Below are 18501 nucleotides of genomic sequence, written 5' to 3' on the forward strand. Positions count from 1 at the left end.
AGCAATGACCCACCAGTGGCGCGGAATCATCGAGGAGTACCGGGACCGGCTGCCGGTATCCGACACCACGCCGGTCGTGACGCTCCGCGAGGGCGGCACGCCGCTCGTGCCCGCGCAGGTGCTCTCCGAGCGCACGGGCTGCGAGGTCCATCTCAAGGTCGAGGGTGCGAACCCGACCGGGTCCTTCAAGGACCGCGGCATGACCATGGCCATCTCCAGGGCGAAGGAGGAGGGGGCGAAGGCGGTCATCTGCGCCTCCACGGGCAACACCTCCGCCTCGGCCGCCGCCTACGCGGTGCGTGCGGGCATGGTGTCCGCCGTGCTCGTGCCGCAGGGCAAGATCGCGCTGGGCAAGATGGGCCAGGCCCTCGTGCACGGCGCCAAGATCCTCCAGGTCGACGGCAACTTCGACGACTGCCTCACCCTGGCCCGCGCGCTGAGCGACAACTACCCGGTCGCGCTGGTCAATTCGGTCAACCCGGTGCGGATCGAGGGCCAGAAGACCGCCGCCTTCGAGATCGTGGACATGCTGGGCGACGCGCCCGACATCCACGTCCTGCCGGTCGGCAACGCGGGCAACATCACCGCGTACTGGAAGGGCTACAAGGAGTACGCCGCCGACGGCATCGCCTCCCGTACGCCCCGTATGTGGGGCTTCCAGGCCGCCGGCAGCGCGCCGATCGTGCGCGGCGAGGTCGTCAAGGACCCGTCGACCATCGCCACCGCCATCCGCATCGGCAACCCCGCCTCCTGGCAGTACGCCCTCGCGGCGCGGGACGAATCGGGCGGCGCCATCGATGAGGTGACGGACCGTGAGATCCTGCGCGCCTACCGGCTGTTGGCCTCGCAGGAGGGTGTGTTCGTGGAGCCGGCCTCGGCCGCCTCGGTCGCCGGTCTGCTGAAGGCCGCCGAACAGGGCAAGGTCGACCCGGGCCAGAGGATCGTGTGCACCGTCACCGGCAACGGCCTGAAGGACCCCGACTGGGCCGTCGCCGGCGCTCCGCAGCCGGTCACCGTCCCGGTCGACGCCGCCACCGCCGCCGAGCGCCTCGGTCTCGCGTAAGAGCGCCTCGGCTCGCGCAAGAGACACGGCAAACGCCCGGACCTCAGCCAGGTCCGGGCGCAGACGGGCGACGACCTGGGGAGTTCCCCAGGGGCGGGGCACAGGGGGCTCGCGACACGCATCGTGCGCCTCCTGTGCGCCCTATGTCGCCACAGAACCTTCCTTCGATAGGCTGTACTGAACCCGCCCGCATATGCCCCCCACCGCATGTGCCGCAGTGCCGCGCGCCTCGTGCGGCGGCCAGGGTTCTCGTCGCCCATCGAGAGTCATTCGACCATCACGCAGCTCAAGGAGAGTCAACGAGCGATGGCCGGTCCAGCGTTCCGCGCCGCCGCCGTCCGGGTGCGCGTCCCCGCCACCAGCGCCAACCTCGGCCCGGGCTTCGACGCCCTCGGCCTCGCGTTGGGGCTCTACGACGACGTCGTCGTCCGGGTGGCCGACTCCGGGCTGCACATCGACATCGCCGGGGAGGGCAGCGAGACCCTGCCGCGCGACGAGAGCCATCTCCTCGTCCGCTCCCTGCGCACCGCCTTCGACGCCCTCGGCGGTCAGCCCCGCGGCCTGGAGATCGTCTGCGCCAACCGCATCCCGCACGGCCGCGGCCTCGGCTCGTCCTCCGCCGCGATCTGCGCCGGCATCGTCGCCGCCCGCGCGGTGACCATAGGGGGCGAGTCCCGGCTCGACGACGCCGCGCTGCTGGAGCTGGCCACCGAGATCGAGGGCCATCCGGACAATGTGGCGCCCTGTCTGTTCGGCGGATTCACCATCGCCTGGATGGAGTCCGGCGCGGCCCGCTCGATCCGGCTCGAGCCGGCCGATTCCATCGTTCCGGTGGTTTTCGTGCCCGGAAAGCCGGTACTGACCGAGACCGCCCGCGGACTGCTCCCGCGCACCGTTCCGCACGTCGACGCCGCCGCCAACGCCGGCCGCGCCGCCCTGCTCGTCGAGGCCCTCACCCGCCGCCCCGAACTGCTGCTGCCGGCCACCGAGGACCGTCTGCACCAGGAGTACCGCGCCCCCGCCATGCCGGAGAGCGCGGCGCTGGTGGAGCGGCTGCGCGCGGACGGCGTCCCGGCGGTCATCTCCGGCGCCGGACCCACGGTCATGGCGCTCGCCGACGCGGCCGACGCCGACAAGGTCGAAGCGCTGGCGGGCCCCGAGTGGGCGGCCAACCGGCTGAGCCTGGACCTGGAGGGTGCGAGCGTGCTGCCGCTCGCAACGTGACACCCGCTTGCCGGATTAGGAGAGGGGGAATGTTTGTTGGATCCGGTAGTGTTAATCTCAAGTCTGCACCCGACCTCACCATGGCGAGGTGCCTCGTGTCCCCGTTCGGGACAGACATTCTTCCGGGAGCTCCCCACGCCGCACTGTGTTTCGTACGTCGTATCTGGGCAGTACGGCGTATGCGGGCATTGAGCGGGTCGATGGGCACGCTCCGGAATCGGTGCGACCACGCCACGTGACACCGGGTGCCACGGCTCGAGGTAGCGCCATCACCAGAAATCTCTTCCGCCGCTTAGGCGGACCACCGCCCCGGCTCCGTCCACACAGCAAGGACCGGAGTCGGACAGCACAACCGGTCGCCGAGCCAGACAGGCCGACGTCCGCTCCAGGGAAGGACCCTTCGTGAGCGACACCACCGATCTGATGGGCGCACGTGTCGAGGAGACCGCTGCCGCGCCCGCCACGGACGCCTCCGCGCCTGCCTCCGGTGCCGGCTCCCGGCGGCGCCGCGGTACCGGCCTCGAGGGCATGGTGCTGGCCGAGCTGCAGCAGGTCGCCTCGGGCCTCGGCATCAGGGGCACCGCGCGGATGCGCAAGAGCCAGCTGATCGAGGTCATCAAGGAGGCGCAGGCCTCCGGCAGCGCTCCCAAGGCCGCCGAGCCCGCCGCCGAGAGCAAGCCGAAGCGCCGCGCCACCTCCAAGGCCCGCACCGGCGAGGCCGCCGCGGACGGCGAGAAGAAGGCGGAGAAGGCCGCGCAGGCCCCCGCCGACAAGGCCGTGGCCCAGCAGCAGATCGAGATCCCCGGCCAGCCGTCCCCCAAGCTCTCCGCTCCGGCCGAGCAGGGCGGCGCCCCCGCCGACGACGCCCCGGGCGAGCGTCGCCGTCGCCGCGCCACCGCCGACGCCGGCAGCCCCGAGACGGTCTCCTCCGAGGCCAAGAGCGAGCCCAAGGCCGACACGTCCGCGCAGCAGCCGCAGGGCGACGCCAAGGGTGACGCCGGCGAGGGCGGCGAGGGCCGCCGCCGCGACCGCCGTGAGCGCGGCCGTGACCGCGACCGCGACGGGGGCCGCGACGGCGGCCGTGACCGTGACGGCGGCCGTGACCGTGACGGCGGCCGTGACCGCCGCAAGGGCGACGACCAGCAGGGCGGCCAGCGCGGTCAGCAGCAGGGCCAGCAGCAGGGCGGCGGCCGCCAGGACCGGCAGGACCGGCAGGACCGCCAGGACCGCAACAACGGCCCGCAGGACGACGACGACTTCGAGGGCGGCCGCCGTGGCCGTCGCGGCCGCTACCGCGACCGCCGTGGCCGCCGTGGCCGCGACGACATGGCCCCCGAGCCGCAGCTCAACGAGGACGACGTCCTGATCCCGGTCGCGGGCATCCTGGACATCCTCGACAACTACGCCTTCATCCGGACCTCCGGCTACCTGCCGGGCCCGAACGACGTGTACGTCTCCCTGGCCCAGGTCCGCAAGAACGGCCTGCGCAAGGGCGACCACATCACCGGCGCGGTCCGTCAGCCGAAGGAGGGCGAGCGCCGCGAGAAGTTCAACGCGCTGGTCCGCCTCGACTCCGTCAACGGCATGGCGCCCGAACACGGCCGTGGCCGCCCGGAGTTCAACAAGCTGACGCCGCTCTACCCGCAGGACCGCCTCCGCCTGGAGACGGACCCGGGCGTGCTCACCACCCGCATCATCGACCTGGTCTCGCCGATCGGTAAGGGCCAGCGCGGTCTGATCGTGGCCCCGCCGAAGACCGGCAAGACCATGATCATGCAGGCGATCGCCAACGCGATCACGCACAACAACCCCGAGTGCCACCTGATGGTCGTCCTGGTCGACGAGCGTCCGGAAGAGGTCACCGACATGCAGCGGTCGGTGAAGGGCGAGGTCATCTCCTCGACCTTCGACCGCCCGGCCGAGGACCACACCACGGTCGCCGAGCTGGCCATCGAGCGCGCCAAGCGTCTCGTCGAGCTGGGTCACGACGTGGTCGTGCTGCTGGACTCCATCACGCGTCTGGGCCGTGCCTACAACCTGGCCGCGCCCGCCTCCGGCCGCATCCTGTCCGGTGGTGTCGACTCCACGGCCCTGTACCCGCCGAAGCGCTTCTTCGGTGCGGCCCGCAACATCGAGGACGGCGGCTCGCTGACCATCCTCGCCACCGCCCTGGTGGACACCGGGTCCCGCATGGACGAGGTCATCTTCGAGGAGTTCAAGGGCACCGGCAACGCCGAGCTCAAGCTCGACCGCAAGCTCGCCGACAAGCGCATCTTCCCGGCGGTGGACGTCGACGCGTCCGGCACCCGTAAGGAAGAGATCCTGCTCGCCCCCGACGAGCTCGCCATCGTCTGGAAGCTGCGCCGGGTGCTGCACGCCCTCGACCAGCAGCAGGCGGTCGAACTGCTCCTCGACAAGATGAAGCAGACGAAGTCGAACGCCGAGTTCCTGATGCAGATCCAGAAGACGACGCCGACGCCGGGCAACGGCGACTAGTCGCTCCGCTGGGTGAGCCGGCGCGCTGAGGCCGTCGGCCGGCTGCGGCTCGTCCGTGGCGTGCCGCGCGGTTCCCCGCGCCCCTTCGGGTGTGAAGGGCCGTCCCTCGTCGTGAGGGGCGGCCCTTCGTCGTGAGGGGCGGCCTCTCGTCGTGAGGGGTGGCCCTTCGTTCTTGCCTGCGATCTGTGCCACAGCGGCGTCTTGGTGACCGAGTGGTGTCCGTCGGGGAAACATGCAGGTGAGCCTCGTACGGCCCGCTCTTCTGGTGACGGAAAGTGACACTTCTTGTCCGGTTCGGTCACGGGGGGTTGTGCAACCCTTTCCCGAGTTTCCCCGTCTGACCATTCGGGGCGACCATGGATCCCAGACGAGCTGAGGAGCACATGACCGCCGAGAGCACGCCGGGACCCGGCATACCCGGGGCCCCCGGAGACAGCAGCGGCCCGGGCCGTCGAGCCAAGGGCCGCAGGCGCAAGCCCCGCGCCAGGCGCAGAGGCGTCCTGATCGCGGCCTGGACCGCCGCGGGCATCGTCGTGCTGGGCGGTACGGGGCTCGGGTACGTCTACTTCAAGCTCAACGGCAACCTCAAGAGCATCGACATCAACCAGATGCTCGGCACGGACCGGCCCCAGAAGGTCGACAACGGTTCGCAGAACATCCTCGTCCTGGGCTCCGACACCCGCTCCGGCAGCAACAAGAAGCTCGGCGGCGGCGCGGACGACGGAAGCGCCCGGTCCGACACGGCGATGATCATCCACGTGTACAAGGGCCACAAGAAGGCCAGTGTGGTCTCCATCCCGCGCGACACCCTCATCGACCGCCCCGCCTGCACCGACACCCACGGCACCACCCACCAGGCAGCGCACGGCGTGATGTTCAACTCCGCCTACTCCACCGGCGGCGCGCCCTGCGCCGTCAAGACGGTCGAGTCGCTCACCGGTGTCCGGATGGACCACTACCTGGAGGTCGACTTCGCCGGCTTCCAGAAGCTCATCGACGAGCTCGGCGGCGTCCAGATCACCACGACCAAGGACATCACCGACCACGAGAGCCATCTGAACCTCAAGGCCGGCACGCACCGCCTCGACGGCCGGCAGGCGCTCGGCCTGGTCCGCACCCGGCACGGCGTCGGCGACGGCTCCGACCTCGGCCGTATCCAGCTCCAGCAGGCGTTCATCAAGGCCCTGGTCAAGCAGGTCAAGGACATCGGCGTCTTCACCAGCCCCAAGAAGCTCTACGACCTCGCCGACACCTCCACCAAGGCCGTCACCGCCGACTCCGGCCTCGGCTCGGTGAACTCGCTGATGTCCTTCGCGGGCGGCCTGAAGGGCATCAGCCCCGCGCACATGACGATGGTCACGATGCCGGTCCGGTACGACCCGTCCAACGGCAACCGCGTCCTGGTCGAGAAGACGAAGGCCCAGCTGGTGTGGAACGCCCTGAAGAACGACCGCCCGATCCCGACGTCGGCCGCGCAGGGGACGGCCACAGGCGAAGCCAACGGCGTGGTGTCCGGCTGAAGCGACCTGAAGCGGCCTGAAGCGACCCACCCCACCCCGCACCGGCCCGCGGCGGTCCCAGGCACCCCGTAGGCGCACCCGGAATAGAACAACCGCACCCCCGGTTTGGGAAGGTGGCACCAGTCCTGGCAGACTGGTACGTCGGCCCCGGTTCACGCCCCCGCACCCCGCGGCAGGCGACCCGGCGCCCTCCCGAAACCTAGGAGACACCTTGAAGCGCGACATCCACCCCGCGTACGTCGAGACGCAGGTCAGCTGCACCTGCGGCGCGTCGTTCACCACCCGCAGCACCATCGACTCGGGCACCATCCGGGCCGAGGTCTGCTCCGAGTGCCACCCGTTCTACACGGGCAAGCAGAAGATCCTCGACACCGGTGGCCGTGTGGCCCGCTTCGAGGCCCGCTTCGGCAAGGCCGCCGGCTCCAAGAAGTAGCGAGCCCCATTTCGCCGGTCCACGGCCGCACGCCCGCGTGGTGTGCGCGCCGGGACCGGCGTTTTTGGTCGCCCGCCTTCCCCCTTTTTCACGCAGTAGCAGGAGCCCAAGATGTTCGAGGCCGTCGAGGAACTCGTCAGCGAGCACGCCGCCCTGGAGACACAGCTCGCCGACCCGTCGGTCCACTCCGACCAGGCCAACGCGCGCAAGCTGAACAAGCGCTACGCCGAGCTCACCCCGATCGTCGCCACGTACCGCTCCTGGAAGCAGACCGGCGACGACATCGCCACCGCACGCGAGCTGGCCGCCGAGGACCCCGACTTCGCAGCCGAGGTCAAGGAGCTGGACAAGCAGCGCGAGGAGCTGACGGAGAAGCTGCGCCTCCTCCTCGTCCCGCGCGACCCCAGCGACGACAAGGACGTGATCCTCGAGGTCAAGGCCGGCGCCGGCGGCGACGAGTCCGCCCTCTTCGCGGGCGACCTGCTGCGCATGTACCTGCGCTACGCCGAGCGGGTCGGCTGGAAGACCGAGATCATCGACGCCACCGAGTCCGAGCTCGGCGGGTACAAGGACGTCCAGGTCGCCATCAAGACCCGCGGCCAGACCGAGCCCGGCCAGGGCGTGTGGGCCCGCCTGAAGTACGAGGGCGGCGTGCACCGCGTCCAGCGCGTCCCCGCCACCGAGTCCCAGGGCCGTATCCACACCTCAGCGGCCGGCGTGCTCGTCACGCCCGAGGCCGAGGAGGTGGAGGTCGAGATCAACCCGAACGACCTGCGCATCGACGTCTACCGCTCCTCCGGCCCCGGCGGCCAGTCCGTGAACACCACCGACTCGGCCGTGCGCATCACGCACCTGCCGACCGGTGTCGTCGCCTCCTGCCAGAACGAGAAGAGCCAGCTGCAGAACAAGGAGCAGGCGATGCGTATCCTGCGCTCCAGGCTGCTCGCGGCGGCGCAGGAGGAAGCGGAGCGGGAGGCCGCCGACGCCCGGCGCAGCCAGGTCCGCACCGTCGACCGCTCCGAGAAGATCCGCACCTACAACTTCCCGGAGAACCGCATCTCCGACCACCGCGTCGGCTTCAAGGCGTACAACCTGGACCAGGTCCTGGACGGCGACCTCGACGCGGTGATCCAGGCCTGCGTCGACGCGGACTCGGCCGCGAAGCTCGCAGCCGCGTAAGCCACTACGAGTACCTCCGGAGGACTTGCGTGAACCTGCTGCTCGCAGAGGTGGCCCAGGCCACCCAGCGGCTCGCCGACGCGGGCGTGCCCTCGCCGCGCACCGACGCGGAGGAGCTCGCCGCGTTCGTGCACGGCGTCAAGCGCGGCGAGCTGCACTCCGTGAAGGACTCCGACTTCGACGCCCGGTACTGGGAGGTCATCGCCCGCCGTGAGCAGCGCGAGCCGCTGCAGCACATCACCGGCCGGGCCTACTTCCGCTATCTGGAGCTTCAGGTCGGCCCCGGCGTCTTCGTGCCGCGCCCCGAGACCGAGTCCGTGGTCGGCTGGGCCATAGACGCCGTGCGGGCCATGGACGTCGTCGAGCCGTGCATCGTCGACCTGTGCACCGGCTCCGGCGCCATCGCGCTGGCCCTCGCCCAGGAGGTGCCGCGCTCGCGCGTGTACGCCGTCGAGCTGTCCGACGAGGCCCTGCACTGGACGCGCAAGAACATGGAGGGCTCCCGGGTCGAGCTGCGCCAGGGCGACGCCCTGACCGCCTTCCCGGACCTCGACGGCCAGGTCGACCTGGTCATCTCCAACCCGCCGTACATCCCGCTCACCGAGTGGGAGTACGTCGCCCCCGAGGCCCGCGACTACGACCCGCAGCTCGCCCTCTTCTCCGGCGAGGACGGCCTGGACCTGATCCGAGGCCTCGAACGCACCGCGCACCGTCTGCTGCGCCCCGGCGGCGTGGTGGTCGTCGAGCACGCCGACACGCAGGGCGGCCAGGTGCCGTGGATCTTCACCGAGGAGAAGGGCTGGGCCGACGCGGCCGACCACCCCGACCTCAACAACCGTCCCCGCTTCGCGACCGCCCGCAAGGCGCTGCCGTGAGCACCACCCAGTCTTCGACCCCGCAGTACGTGTACGAGGAGGCCCGCTAGTTATGGCTCGGCGATACGACACCAACGACGCGACCGACCGTGTGACGGGTCTGCGCGAGGCCGCCTCCGCCGTCCGCCGCGGCGAACTCGTGGTGCTGCCCACGGACACGGTGTACGGCATCGGCGCCGACGCGTTCTCCCAGGAGGCCGTCGGAGACCTGCTCCAGGCCAAGGGCCGCGGGCGCAACATGCCCAGCCCCGTCCTCATCGGGTCACCGAACACGCTGCACGGGCTGGTCACGGACTTCTCCGAGCAGGCCTGGGAACTGGTCGACGCGTTCTGGCCGGGCGCGCTCACCCTCGTCGCCAGGCACCAGCCGTCCCTGCAGTGGGACCTGGGGGAGACCCGCGGCACGGTGGCCGTCCGGATGCCGCTGCACCCGGTCGCCATCGAGCTGCTCACGGAGTTCGGCCCGATGGCCGTCTCCTCCGCCAACCTCACCGGGCACCCGGCGCCGGAGACCTGTGACGCCGCCCAGCAGATGCTCGGCGACTCCGTCTCCGTGTACCTGGACGGCGGGCCCACCCCCGGCAACATCCCGTCCTCCATCGTGGACGTCACCCGCGAGGTGCCCGTCCTCCTGCGCGAAGGCGCCCTCTCCCCGGAGGAGCTGCGCAAGGTCGTACCCGACCTCGAGGTGGCGAATTGACGGCCCCTGACGCGGGGCGTGGCATAGCCGGCGGGGGCTTCAACGCGGAGGAGACCACGACTTTCGGCTTCCCCCGCGACACCTTCCGCATCCTCCACGTCAGCACCGGCAACGTGTGCCGCTCGCCGATCACCGAGCGGCTGACCCGGCATTTCGTCTCCGAGCGGCTCGGCGTCCTCGGCGGCCCGATCATCGCGGAGAGCGCGGGCACGTGGGGCCACGAGGGGGCGCCCATGGAGTCCCACGCCGAGACGGTGCTGGCCGACTACGGGGCGGACGCGTCCGGTTTCATGGGCCGCGAGCTGCACGACGAGCACGTGATCCGGGCCGACCTGGTCCTCACGGCGACCCGGGACCACCGCGCCCAGGTGATCTCGATGGGTCACTCGGCGGGGCTGCGCACGTTCACGCTGAAGGAGTTCACGCGGCTGGTCCGGGCGATAGACCCCGCGACGCTGCCTCCGCTGGAGGACGGCGTGGTCAACCGCGCGCGGGCGCTGGTGCGGGCCGCGGCGGCTCTACGCGGGTGGCTCCAGGCGCCGACGGCGGAGGCGGACGAGGTGTACGACCCGTACGGGGCGCCGCTGGGCTTTTTTCGCAGCGTCGGCGACGAGATCAGCGAGGCGCTGGACCCGGTGGTGACGGCCCTGACGGGCGTGCCGGCGCGGATGCAGTGACCGGCGGGGGTTGCATCGGTGCCGACGGGACGGCAACCCCCTGAGGGACGCGGGGTACTGCGCGACCAGCCCACCACGCAGCCGCAGATGGACGACGGCCCAGGCGCCGCCCGCATCCGCAGCCGCACGACGCTGCTCGGCCGGCGGCAGGGCAGCCGACCCAGGGGCGCGGGGAACTGCGCGACCAGCCAACGCGTACCCGCAGACGAACGACGGCCCAGGCGCCGCAGGCACCCGCTCGGCCGCACGCACCGCGCAAACGCAGGCGCCGCAGGCTTACCTTGGACGTACGTCACCGTCGACGCCTTGCCCGGAGCCCACCATGACGGTCACCCACGCCACCGAAGCCGACGCAGGCATCCTGCGGCAGCACGACCCCGAGCTGGCCGACATCCTGCTCGGAGAGCGCACCCGGCAGTCGACGTCCCTCCAGCTGATCGCCGCCGAGAACTTCACCTCGCCCGCCGTGCTGGAAGCCCTCGGCTCCGTCCTCGCCAACAAGTACGCCGAGGGCTACCCCGGCGCCCGCCACCACGGCGGCTGCGAGATGGTCGACGTCGCCGAGCGCATCGCCATCGACCGCGCGAAGAGCCTCTTCGGCGCCGACCACGCCAACGTGCAGTCGCACTCCGGCTCCTCCGCCGTCCTCGCCGCCTACGCCGCCCTGCTGCGCCCCGGCGACAAGGTCCTCGCGCTCGGCCTGCCCTACGGCGGTCACCTCACGCACGGCTCCCCGGCGAACTTCTCCGGCCGCTGGTTCGACTTCGTCCCCTACGGCGTCGACGCCGAGACCGGCCTCATCGACCACGAACAGGTCCGCACCCTCGCCCGCACCCACCGTCCGAAGGCGATCGTGTGCGGCTCGATCGCCTACCCCCGCCACCCCGACTACGCCTTCTTCCGCGAGGTCGCCGACGACGTGGGCGCGTATCTCATCGCCGATGCCGCCCACCCCATGGGCCTGGTCGCGGGAGGCGCGGCGCCCAGCCCGGTGCCGTACGCGGACATCGTGTGCGCCACCACGCACAAGGTGCTGCGCGGGCCGCGCGGCGGGATGATCCTGTGCGGCGAGGAGCTGGCCGAACGCGTCGACCGCGCCGTGTTCCCCTTCACGCAGGGCGGCGCCCAGATGCACACCATCGCCGCCAAGGCCGTCGCGTTCGGCGAGGCGGCGACGCCGGCGTTTGCCGCGTACGCCCATCAGGTGGTCGCCAACGCCCGTGTCCTCGCCGGTCACCTGGCCGCCGAGGGGCTGGTCGTCACCACGGGCGGCACCGACACCCATCTGATCACCGCCGACCCGGCGCCCCTCGGTGTGGACGGCCGCACCGCCCGTGGCCGGCTCGCCGCGGCCGGGATCGTCATGGACTGCTGTGCGCTTCCCCACGCCGACGACCGGGGCCTGCGCCTGGGCACGGCGGCCGTGACGACGCAGGGCATGGGGGAGGCCGAGATGGTCCGCGTCGCCGCCCTGATCGCGGCGGCCCTGCGCGACGGGCCCGAGGTCAAGCGGGTCCGGGACGACGTGCGCGAACTCGCCGAGGCGTTCCCGCCGTATCCGGTGTGACGCATCCGACGTGCAGCCGTATCGCGTCGGAAGGTGGGTAGACGCACCCGCGTACCCGGCCCGGAACCGGCCGCACAGCCGCGCGTGCAACCATCCTGGCTACCCGGAAGTCCACAACCATATGCGCACCTCGCTAGGGTGTGGGGCTGAGATGGCCAGCGAGACCTGTGGGGAAGCCTGTGCGTGAATACCTGCTGACGCTCTGCATCACGGCCGCGGTGACGTATCTGCTGACAGGGCCGGTACGGAAGTTCGCCATCGTGGCCGGTGCGATGCCGGAGATCCGGGCACGCGACGTGCACCGCGAACCCACTCCGCGGCTCGGCGGTATCGCGATGTTCTTCGGCCTGTGCGCGGGCCTGCTGGTCGCCGACCACCTCACCAACCTCAACGAGGTCTTCGAGAAGTCCAACGAACCCCGTGCCCTGCTGTCGGGCGCGGCGCTGATCTGGCTGATCGGTGTCCTGGACGACAAGTTCGAGATCGACGCCCTGATCAAGCTGGGCGGCCAGATGATCGCCGCCGGTGTGATGGTGGTGCAGGGTCTGACGATCCTGTGGCTGCCGGTCCCCGGCGTCGGCACGGTCGCGCTCACCCAGTGGCAGGGCACGCTGCTGACCGTCGCCCTCGTCGTGATCACCATCAACGCGGTGAACTTCGTCGACGGCCTGGACGGTCTCGCGGCCGGCATGGTGTGCATCGCGGCGGCCGCGTTCTTCATGTACGCCTACCGCGTCTGGTACTCGTACGGCATCGAGGCGGCCGCCCCGGCGACGCTGTTCGCGGCCGTGCTGATGGGCATGTGCCTGGGCTTCCTGCCGCACAACATGCACCCGGCGCGGATCTTCATGGGCGACTCCGGTTCCATGCTGATCGGGCTCGTCCTGGCCGCCGGCGCGATCTCGGTGACCGGGCAGGTCGACCCGGACGTGATGAACCTGTTCGCCGGTTCCGAGCGCAACACCGTCCACCAGATGGTGCCGGTCTACATTCCGCTGCTGCTGCCGCTCAGCATCATCGCGATCCCCGCCGCCGACCTGATCCTGGCGATCGTGCGCCGCACCTGGCGCGGCCAGTCGCCGTTCGCGGCGGACCGCGGGCATCTGCACCACCGGCTGCTGGAGATCGGCCACTCGCACAGCCGGGCCGTGCTGATCATGTACTTCTGGTCGGCGCTGATCGCGTTCGGCGCGCTGGGCTACTCGGTCAACTCGGCTTCGATGTGGATCGTGTTGGGCGTGGTCGCCCTCAGCGCGATCGGTCTGGTGCTGCTTCTGCTGCCGCGGTTCACGCCGCGTGCCCCGGTCTGGGCGGAGCGGTTCGTGCCGCCGCGCTACCGGCGGCGCAGGCGCCGGGTCATCGCCGAGCCCGCGGCCCGTCTCGGGCACCCGGCCGACGGGGACGAGCCGGAACACACCCCGCTCGCCGCCGGCACCCCGGGCGTCTCGGGGGTCAACGGGGCGACGGCCGTCGGCCCCCGTTCGCGCCTGCACGACCGGCGGAAGGCCGGTACCTCGCGCTGACCCCCGGCGCTGACGCCAAGGTAAGAATCTGACTAGAGCATTGCCAAGTCGTGGGGGAGCATTCCGGCGCAATACCAGACAAAGGGGCGCCAGAATTGCACATACGCGCGCTCTCACTCTCATGTGTGACAGCAAGCACACCCAACAGGTAAAGACTGCATCAAATAGTTTGTGATACGGTTCACGAGAACCCCGGATAGCGCCGAAGGACCCTAGTGAGAGGGTCCCTCGGCACGAGGTCTTCACCCCTCGGCCCGGGACTACGCTCGTCCATGACGACACCCCTTGCCCCCTGTGAAAAGCGGAGTTGCCGCCATGCCGTCCAACGACGTCCGGATCCTGGCCCAGGCTGCCGTGCCCACGGCCGCCGTCGGCGCTGTCGCCGCCGTCGTGAGCGGTGTGGTCGCCGGCGGCAAGGGTGCGATCGGAGCCGTTGTCGCGACGCTGGTGGCGATGCTGTTCATGGGCATCGGGCTCTACGTCCTGCAGCGCACCGCCAAATCGCTTCCGCACCTTTTCCAGGCGATGGGCCTGATGCTCTACGCGGCTCAGATCCTGTTGCTGTTCGTTTTCGTCGCGGTCTTCAAGAACACGACGCTGTTCAACCCCAAGGCCTTCGCGCTGACGCTCGTCGCGGCCACGCTCGCGTGGATCGCCGCACAGACGCGCGCGCACATGAAGACCAAGATGCTGTACGTCGAGCCCGACAACTCCGAGAAGACGAGGCACTCGTCGTGAGGGGTAGGGCCGGGATAAAGACGCTTGAGAGATCCTGCTATCGTCCGGTGCCAACTGCGGCATCGCGGGCGCGGGCATCTGAGCTGACGCCTGCTCATTCGCGAGGCGAGATGCCCCCAAGCCGCCCCCACATCCGTAACACCAGTCCCGTGCCGAACCGCGGCCGCACGCCGCGCCGACACAACGAGGTTGCCGTACCTATGCGCCACGCTGAAGGAGCCCGCGGTGAGTGCTGACCCGATGCAGACGCTCGCTTTCGACTCGAGCTGCCACCTGTTTGACGGGTGTGGTTTCGAAACCGTCGCTCCGGGCCTGCACTCGTTCCTCTTCAAGCCACTCTGGGGCGACACCGACGGCATCTACTTCAACAAGCCGATGCTGCTCGCCCTGCTGGGCTCCATCATCGTGGTGGGCTTCTTCTGGGCCGCGTTCTCCAAGCCCAAGGTCGTCCCGGGCAAGCTGCAGATGGTCGCCGAGGCCGGTTACGACTTCATCCGCCGCGGTGTCGTCTACGAGACCATCGGCAAGAAGGAAGGCGAGAAGTACGTCCCGCTCGTCGTCTCGCTGTTCTTCTTCGTCTGGATGATGAACCTCTGGTCGGTCATCCCGGTCGCCCAGTTCCCGGTGACGTCGATCATCGCCTACCCGGCGGTCCTGGCCGGGATCGTCTACCTGGTGTGGGTTCCGCTCACTTTCAAGCGGCACGGCTTCGTCGGCGCCTGGAAGAACATCACCGGCTACGACAAGTCGCTCGGCGCCGTGCTCCCGCTGGCCATGACGATCGAGTTCTTCTCGAACCTGATCGTCCGCCCGTTCACGCACGCCGTCCGGCTCTTCGCGAACATGTTCGCCGGCCACACGCTGCTCGTGCTCTTCACGGTGGCGAGCTGGTACATGCTGAACGGCATCGGCATCGCCTACTCCGGTGTCTCGTTCATCATGACGATCGTGATGACCGCCTTCGAGCTGTTCATCCAGGCCGTCCAGGCGTACGTCTTCGTGCTGCTGACCTGCTCCTACATCCAGGGCGCGCTCGCCAAGCACCACTGAGCTGCCCCGCCCCGCACCCCCTGGTCGTCCGGTGGCCAACCCCCACCGGTCCGTAAAGAAAAGGAAGAACTGGCATGTCCCAGACCCTTGCCGCTGTCACTGGCTCGCTCAGCTCCGTCGGTTACGGCCTGGCCGCCATCGGCCCCGGCGTCGGCGTCGGCATCATCTTCGGCAACGGTACGCAGGCCCTCGCCCGCCAGCCCGAGGCGGCCGGTCTGATCCGCGCCAACCAGATCCTCGGTTTCGCCTTCTGTGAGGCGCTGGCCCTCATCGGCCTCGTCATGCCGTTCGTCTACAAGTAAGACGAACGACAGACAGCCCTAATCGACGAAAGGCACTGAGATGACCCACTCATGGGTTCAGTTTGCGGCGGAGCAGGAGAACCCCCTGGTCCCGCCGTGGCCGGAGCTCGTCATCGGCCTGATCGCCTTCGTCATCGTCTTCGGCTTCCTCGCCAAGAAGGCCCTCCCGAACATCAACAAGGTTCTGGAAGAGCGTCGCGAGGCCATCGAGGGCGGTATCGAGAAGGCCGAGGCCGCGCAGACCGAGGCTCAGAGCGTCCTCGAGCAGTACAAGGCCCAGCTCGCCGAGGCCCGGCACGAGGCCGCGCGCCTGCGCCAGGAGGCGCAGGAGCAGGGTGCCACGCTCATCGCCGAGATGCGCGCCGAGGGCCAGCGGCAGCGTGAGGAGATCATCGCTGCCGGCCACGCGCAGATCGAGGCCGACCGCAAGGCCGCCGCGTCCGCGCTCCGGCAGGACGTCGGCAAGCTCGCCACGGACCTGGCCGGCAAGCTCGTCGGCGAGTCCCTGGAGGACCACGCCCGGCAGAGCCGCGTGATCGACCGCTTCCTCGACGAGCTTGAGGAGAAGGCCGAGGCGACTCGATGACCGCGCACGGAGCGAGCCGCGAGGCCCTGGCCGCCGCACGCGAGCGTCTGGACGCCCTGACGGACAACACGGCTGTGGACGCGGCGAAGCTCGCCGACGAGCTGGCCGCCGTCACCGCGCTGCTCCACCGCGAGGTGTCGCTGCGCCGGGTCCTCACCGACCCGGCGCAGGCCGGTGAAGCCAAGGCCGGGCTGGTCCAGCGCCTGCTCGGCGCCCAGGTCAGCGGCGAGACCGCCGACCTGGTGGCCGGCCTGGTCCGCTCCCGCTGGTCGCAGTCCCGCGACCTGGTGGACGTGCTCGAGGAGCTGGCGGACCTCGCCGACCTCACGGCCGCCCAGCGGGCGGGCACGCTCGACGACGTCGAGGACGAGCTGTTCCGGTTCGGCCGGATCGTCTCCTCCAGCACCGAGCTGCGCGCCGCGCTGACCAACCGCAGGGCCGGCGCCCCGGCCAAGAGCGAGCTGCTGCGCAGCCTGCTCGGCGGCCGCGCCAAGCCGACCACCGAGCGTCTGGTCACGCGCCTTGTGACCGCGCCGCGGGGACGTAGCCTGGAATCGGGACTCGAGTCCCTGTCCAAGCTCGCCGCCGACCGCCGGGACCGCACGGTCGCCGTCGTCACCTCGGCGGTGCCGCTGAGCGACGGGCAGAAGCAGCGCCTCGGCGCCGCGCTGACCAAGCTCTACGGCCGTCGCATGCACCTCAACCTCGACGTGGACCCCGAGGTCCTCGGCGGGATCCGGGTGCAGGTCGGTGACGAGGTCATCAACGGCTCGCTCGCGGACCGGCTGGAAGAAGCCGCCCGCCGCATGGCGAGCTGACCGGCGCTCGGCACACACAAAGACAGCAGTACGTACTTACGGCCCTGGTTGGGCCGTGCAGAGGATTCACCTCCTGTTGGGGGGAGTCCCCATCCCCCCAAAGTGAAACTTCGGGCCCAACAAGGAGAGCAGGGAACCCAGATGGCGGAGCTCACGATCCGGCCGGAGGAGATCCGGGACGCACTGGAGACCTTCGTCCAGTCGTACAAGCCGGACGCGGCCTCGCGCGAGGAAGTCGGTACGGTCACCGTCGCCGGCGACGGCATCGCCAAGATCGAGGGCCTGCCCTCGGCCATGGCGAACGAACTGCTGAAGTTCGAGGACGGATCCCTCGGTCTCGCGCTGAACCTGGAAGAGCGCGAGATCGGTGCCGTCGTCCTCGGCGAGTTCAGCGGCATCGAGGAGGGTCAGCCGGTCACCCGTACCGGTGAGGTCCTCTCCGTGGCGGTCGGCGAGGGCTACCTCGGCCGTGTCGTCGACCCGCTCGGCAACCCGATCGACGGCCTCGGCGAGATCGAGACCGACGGCCGCCGCGCCCTCGAGCTGCAGGCCCCCACGGTCATGCAGCGCAAGTCGGTGCACGAGCCGATGGAGACGGGCTACAAGGCCGTCGACGCCATGACCCCGATCGGCCGTGGCCAGCGTCAGCTGATCATCGGTGACCGTCAGACCGGCAAGACCGCGCTGGCCGTCGACACGATCATCAACCAGCGTGACAACTGGCGCTCGGGCGACCCGAAGAAGCAGGTCCGCTGCATCTACGTCGCCATCGGCCAGAAGGGCTCCACCATCGCGTCGGTGCGCCGCGCGCTGGAGGAGAACGGCGCGCTGGAGTACACGACCATCGTCGCCGCCCCGGCGTCCGACCCGGCCGGCTTCAAGTACCTGGCGCCCTACACCGGTTCCGCCATCGGCCAGCACTGGATGTACCAGGGCAAGCACGTCCTGATCATCTTCGACGACCTGTCGAAGCAGGCCGACGCCTACCGTGCCGTGTCGCTGCTGCTGCGCCGCCCGCCGGGCCGTGAGGCCTACCCGGGTGACGTCTTCTACCTGCACTCCCGTCTGCTGGAGCGCTGCGCGAAGCTCTCCGACGAGATGGGCGCGGGCTCGATGACCGGTCTGCCGATCGTCGAGACGAAGGCCAACGACGTCTCGGCGTTCATCCCGACCAACGTCATCTCCATCACCGACGGCCAGTGCTTCCTGGAGTCCGACCTGTTCAACGCCGGTCAGCGTCCGGCCCTGAACGTCGGTATCTCGGTCTCCCGTGTCGGTGGCTCCGCGCAGCACAAGGCCATGAAGCAGGTCTCCGGCCGGCTCCGCGTGGACCTCGCCCAGTTCCGTGAGCTGGAGGCGTTCGCCGCCTTCGGTTCCGACCTGGACGCCGCGTCCAAGTCCCAGCTGGAGCGCGGTCAGCGCATGGTCGAGCTGCTGAAGCAGGACCAGTACCAGCCGATGTCCACCGAGGACCAGGTCGTCTCCGTCTGGGCCGGCACCACCGGCAAGATGGACGAGGTGCCGGTCGCCGACATCCGCCGCTTCGAGAAGGAGCTGCTGGAGTACCTGCACCGCAAGGAGCAGGGCCTCATGACCTCCATCCGGGAGGGCGGCAAGATGTCCGACGACACCCTGACGGCCATCGCGGACGCGATCGTGGAGTTCAAGAAGCAGTTCGAGACCTCGGACGGCAAGCTGCTCGGCGAGGACGCCCCGTCCACCGCCAAGTGACGTAAGGAAGGGACCTGAC

At 70.1% G+C, this 18501-nt stretch carries 17 protein-coding genes; all 17 read left to right on the forward strand.

Features of this window, described 5'->3' with window-relative positions:
• The first annotated feature begins 4 nt into the window (after nt 1–4).
• On the forward strand, nt 5–1063 hold the full coding sequence (thrC, locus tag AC0B9F_RS15640; protein ID WP_472002772.1) for a threonine synthase: 1059 nt from the start codon (nt 5–7) through the stop codon (nt 1061–1063).
• Nucleotides 1064–1369: 306 nt separating this feature from the next.
• Complete coding sequence (gene thrB, locus AC0B9F_RS15645; RefSeq protein WP_472002774.1) at nt 1370–2287, forward strand: homoserine kinase; 918 nt, start codon at nt 1370–1372, stop codon at nt 2285–2287.
• Nucleotides 2288–2689: 402 nt separating this feature from the next.
• Complete coding sequence (rho, locus tag AC0B9F_RS15650) at nt 2690–4783, forward strand: transcription termination factor Rho (protein WP_472002776.1); 2094 nt, start codon at nt 2690–2692, stop codon at nt 4781–4783.
• A gap of 383 nt (nt 4784–5166) precedes the next feature.
• The gene (locus AC0B9F_RS15655) at nt 5167–6303 is read left to right on the forward strand and encodes an LCP family protein (RefSeq protein WP_472002778.1); all 1137 of its coding nucleotides are present in this window, start codon (nt 5167–5169) and stop codon (nt 6301–6303) included.
• A gap of 211 nt (nt 6304–6514) precedes the next feature.
• Nucleotides 6515–6736: a 50S ribosomal protein L31 gene (gene rpmE / locus AC0B9F_RS15660; RefSeq protein ID WP_190013247.1), complete on the forward strand. Its 222-nt coding sequence runs from the start codon at nt 6515–6517 to the stop codon at nt 6734–6736.
• A gap of 111 nt (nt 6737–6847) precedes the next feature.
• Nucleotides 6848–7915, forward strand: a complete 1068-nt coding sequence (prfA, locus tag AC0B9F_RS15665) for a peptide chain release factor 1 (RefSeq protein WP_472002781.1) — start codon at nt 6848–6850, stop codon at nt 7913–7915.
• A 29-nt stretch (nt 7916–7944) separates the two neighbouring features.
• Nucleotides 7945–8790, forward strand: a complete 846-nt coding sequence (gene prmC / locus AC0B9F_RS15670) for a peptide chain release factor N(5)-glutamine methyltransferase (protein ID WP_472002783.1) — start codon at nt 7945–7947, stop codon at nt 8788–8790.
• Nucleotides 8791–8842: 52 nt separating this feature from the next.
• The gene (locus AC0B9F_RS15675; RefSeq protein WP_472002785.1) at nt 8843–9490 is read left to right on the forward strand and encodes an L-threonylcarbamoyladenylate synthase; all 648 of its coding nucleotides are present in this window, start codon (nt 8843–8845) and stop codon (nt 9488–9490) included.
• Entirely contained in the window at nt 9487–10167 is a 681-nt protein-coding gene (locus tag AC0B9F_RS15680) for an arsenate reductase/protein-tyrosine-phosphatase family protein (protein WP_472002787.1), read from the forward strand. Before AC0B9F_RS15675 ends, AC0B9F_RS15680 begins: the two co-directional genes overlap by 4 nt.
• Nucleotides 10168–10489: 322 nt before the next feature.
• Nucleotides 10490–11734, forward strand: a complete 1245-nt coding sequence (locus tag AC0B9F_RS15685) for a serine hydroxymethyltransferase (protein ID WP_472002789.1) — start codon at nt 10490–10492, stop codon at nt 11732–11734.
• Nucleotides 11735–11913: 179 nt separating this feature from the next.
• Nucleotides 11914–13257, forward strand: a complete 1344-nt coding sequence (locus AC0B9F_RS15690) for an MraY family glycosyltransferase (RefSeq protein ID WP_472002791.1) — start codon at nt 11914–11916, stop codon at nt 13255–13257.
• Between the two features lie 315 nt (nt 13258–13572).
• Nucleotides 13573–13995, forward strand: coding sequence for a hypothetical protein (locus AC0B9F_RS15695; RefSeq protein ID WP_472002793.1), 423 nt, complete (start codon nt 13573–13575; stop codon nt 13993–13995).
• Nucleotides 13996–14220: 225 nt separating this feature from the next.
• Nucleotides 14221–15045: a F0F1 ATP synthase subunit A gene (gene atpB, locus AC0B9F_RS15700; protein ID WP_472002795.1), complete on the forward strand. Its 825-nt coding sequence runs from the start codon at nt 14221–14223 to the stop codon at nt 15043–15045.
• A 74-nt stretch (nt 15046–15119) separates the two neighbouring features.
• Nucleotides 15120–15347 carry an ATP synthase F0 subunit C gene (gene atpE, locus AC0B9F_RS15705; protein WP_285563327.1) on the forward strand — a complete coding sequence of 76 codons (228 nt, stop codon included), beginning with the start codon at nt 15120–15122 and terminating at the stop codon, nt 15345–15347.
• 40 nt (nt 15348–15387) lie between these two features.
• Entirely contained in the window at nt 15388–15933 is a 546-nt protein-coding gene (locus AC0B9F_RS15710) for a F0F1 ATP synthase subunit B (RefSeq protein ID WP_472002797.1), read from the forward strand.
• The gene (locus AC0B9F_RS15715; RefSeq protein WP_472002799.1) at nt 15930–16751 is read left to right on the forward strand and encodes a F0F1 ATP synthase subunit delta; all 822 of its coding nucleotides are present in this window, start codon (nt 15930–15932) and stop codon (nt 16749–16751) included. Before AC0B9F_RS15710 ends, AC0B9F_RS15715 begins: the two co-directional genes overlap by 4 nt.
• 141 nt (nt 16752–16892) lie before the next feature.
• A complete protein-coding gene (gene atpA / locus AC0B9F_RS15720; RefSeq protein WP_472002801.1) occupies nt 16893–18482 on the forward strand; it encodes a F0F1 ATP synthase subunit alpha in 1590 nt (529 codons plus the stop codon).
• Nucleotides 18483–18501: the final 19 nt, after the last annotated feature.

This window comes from Streptomyces sp. NPDC097129 (assembly GCF_055668065.1).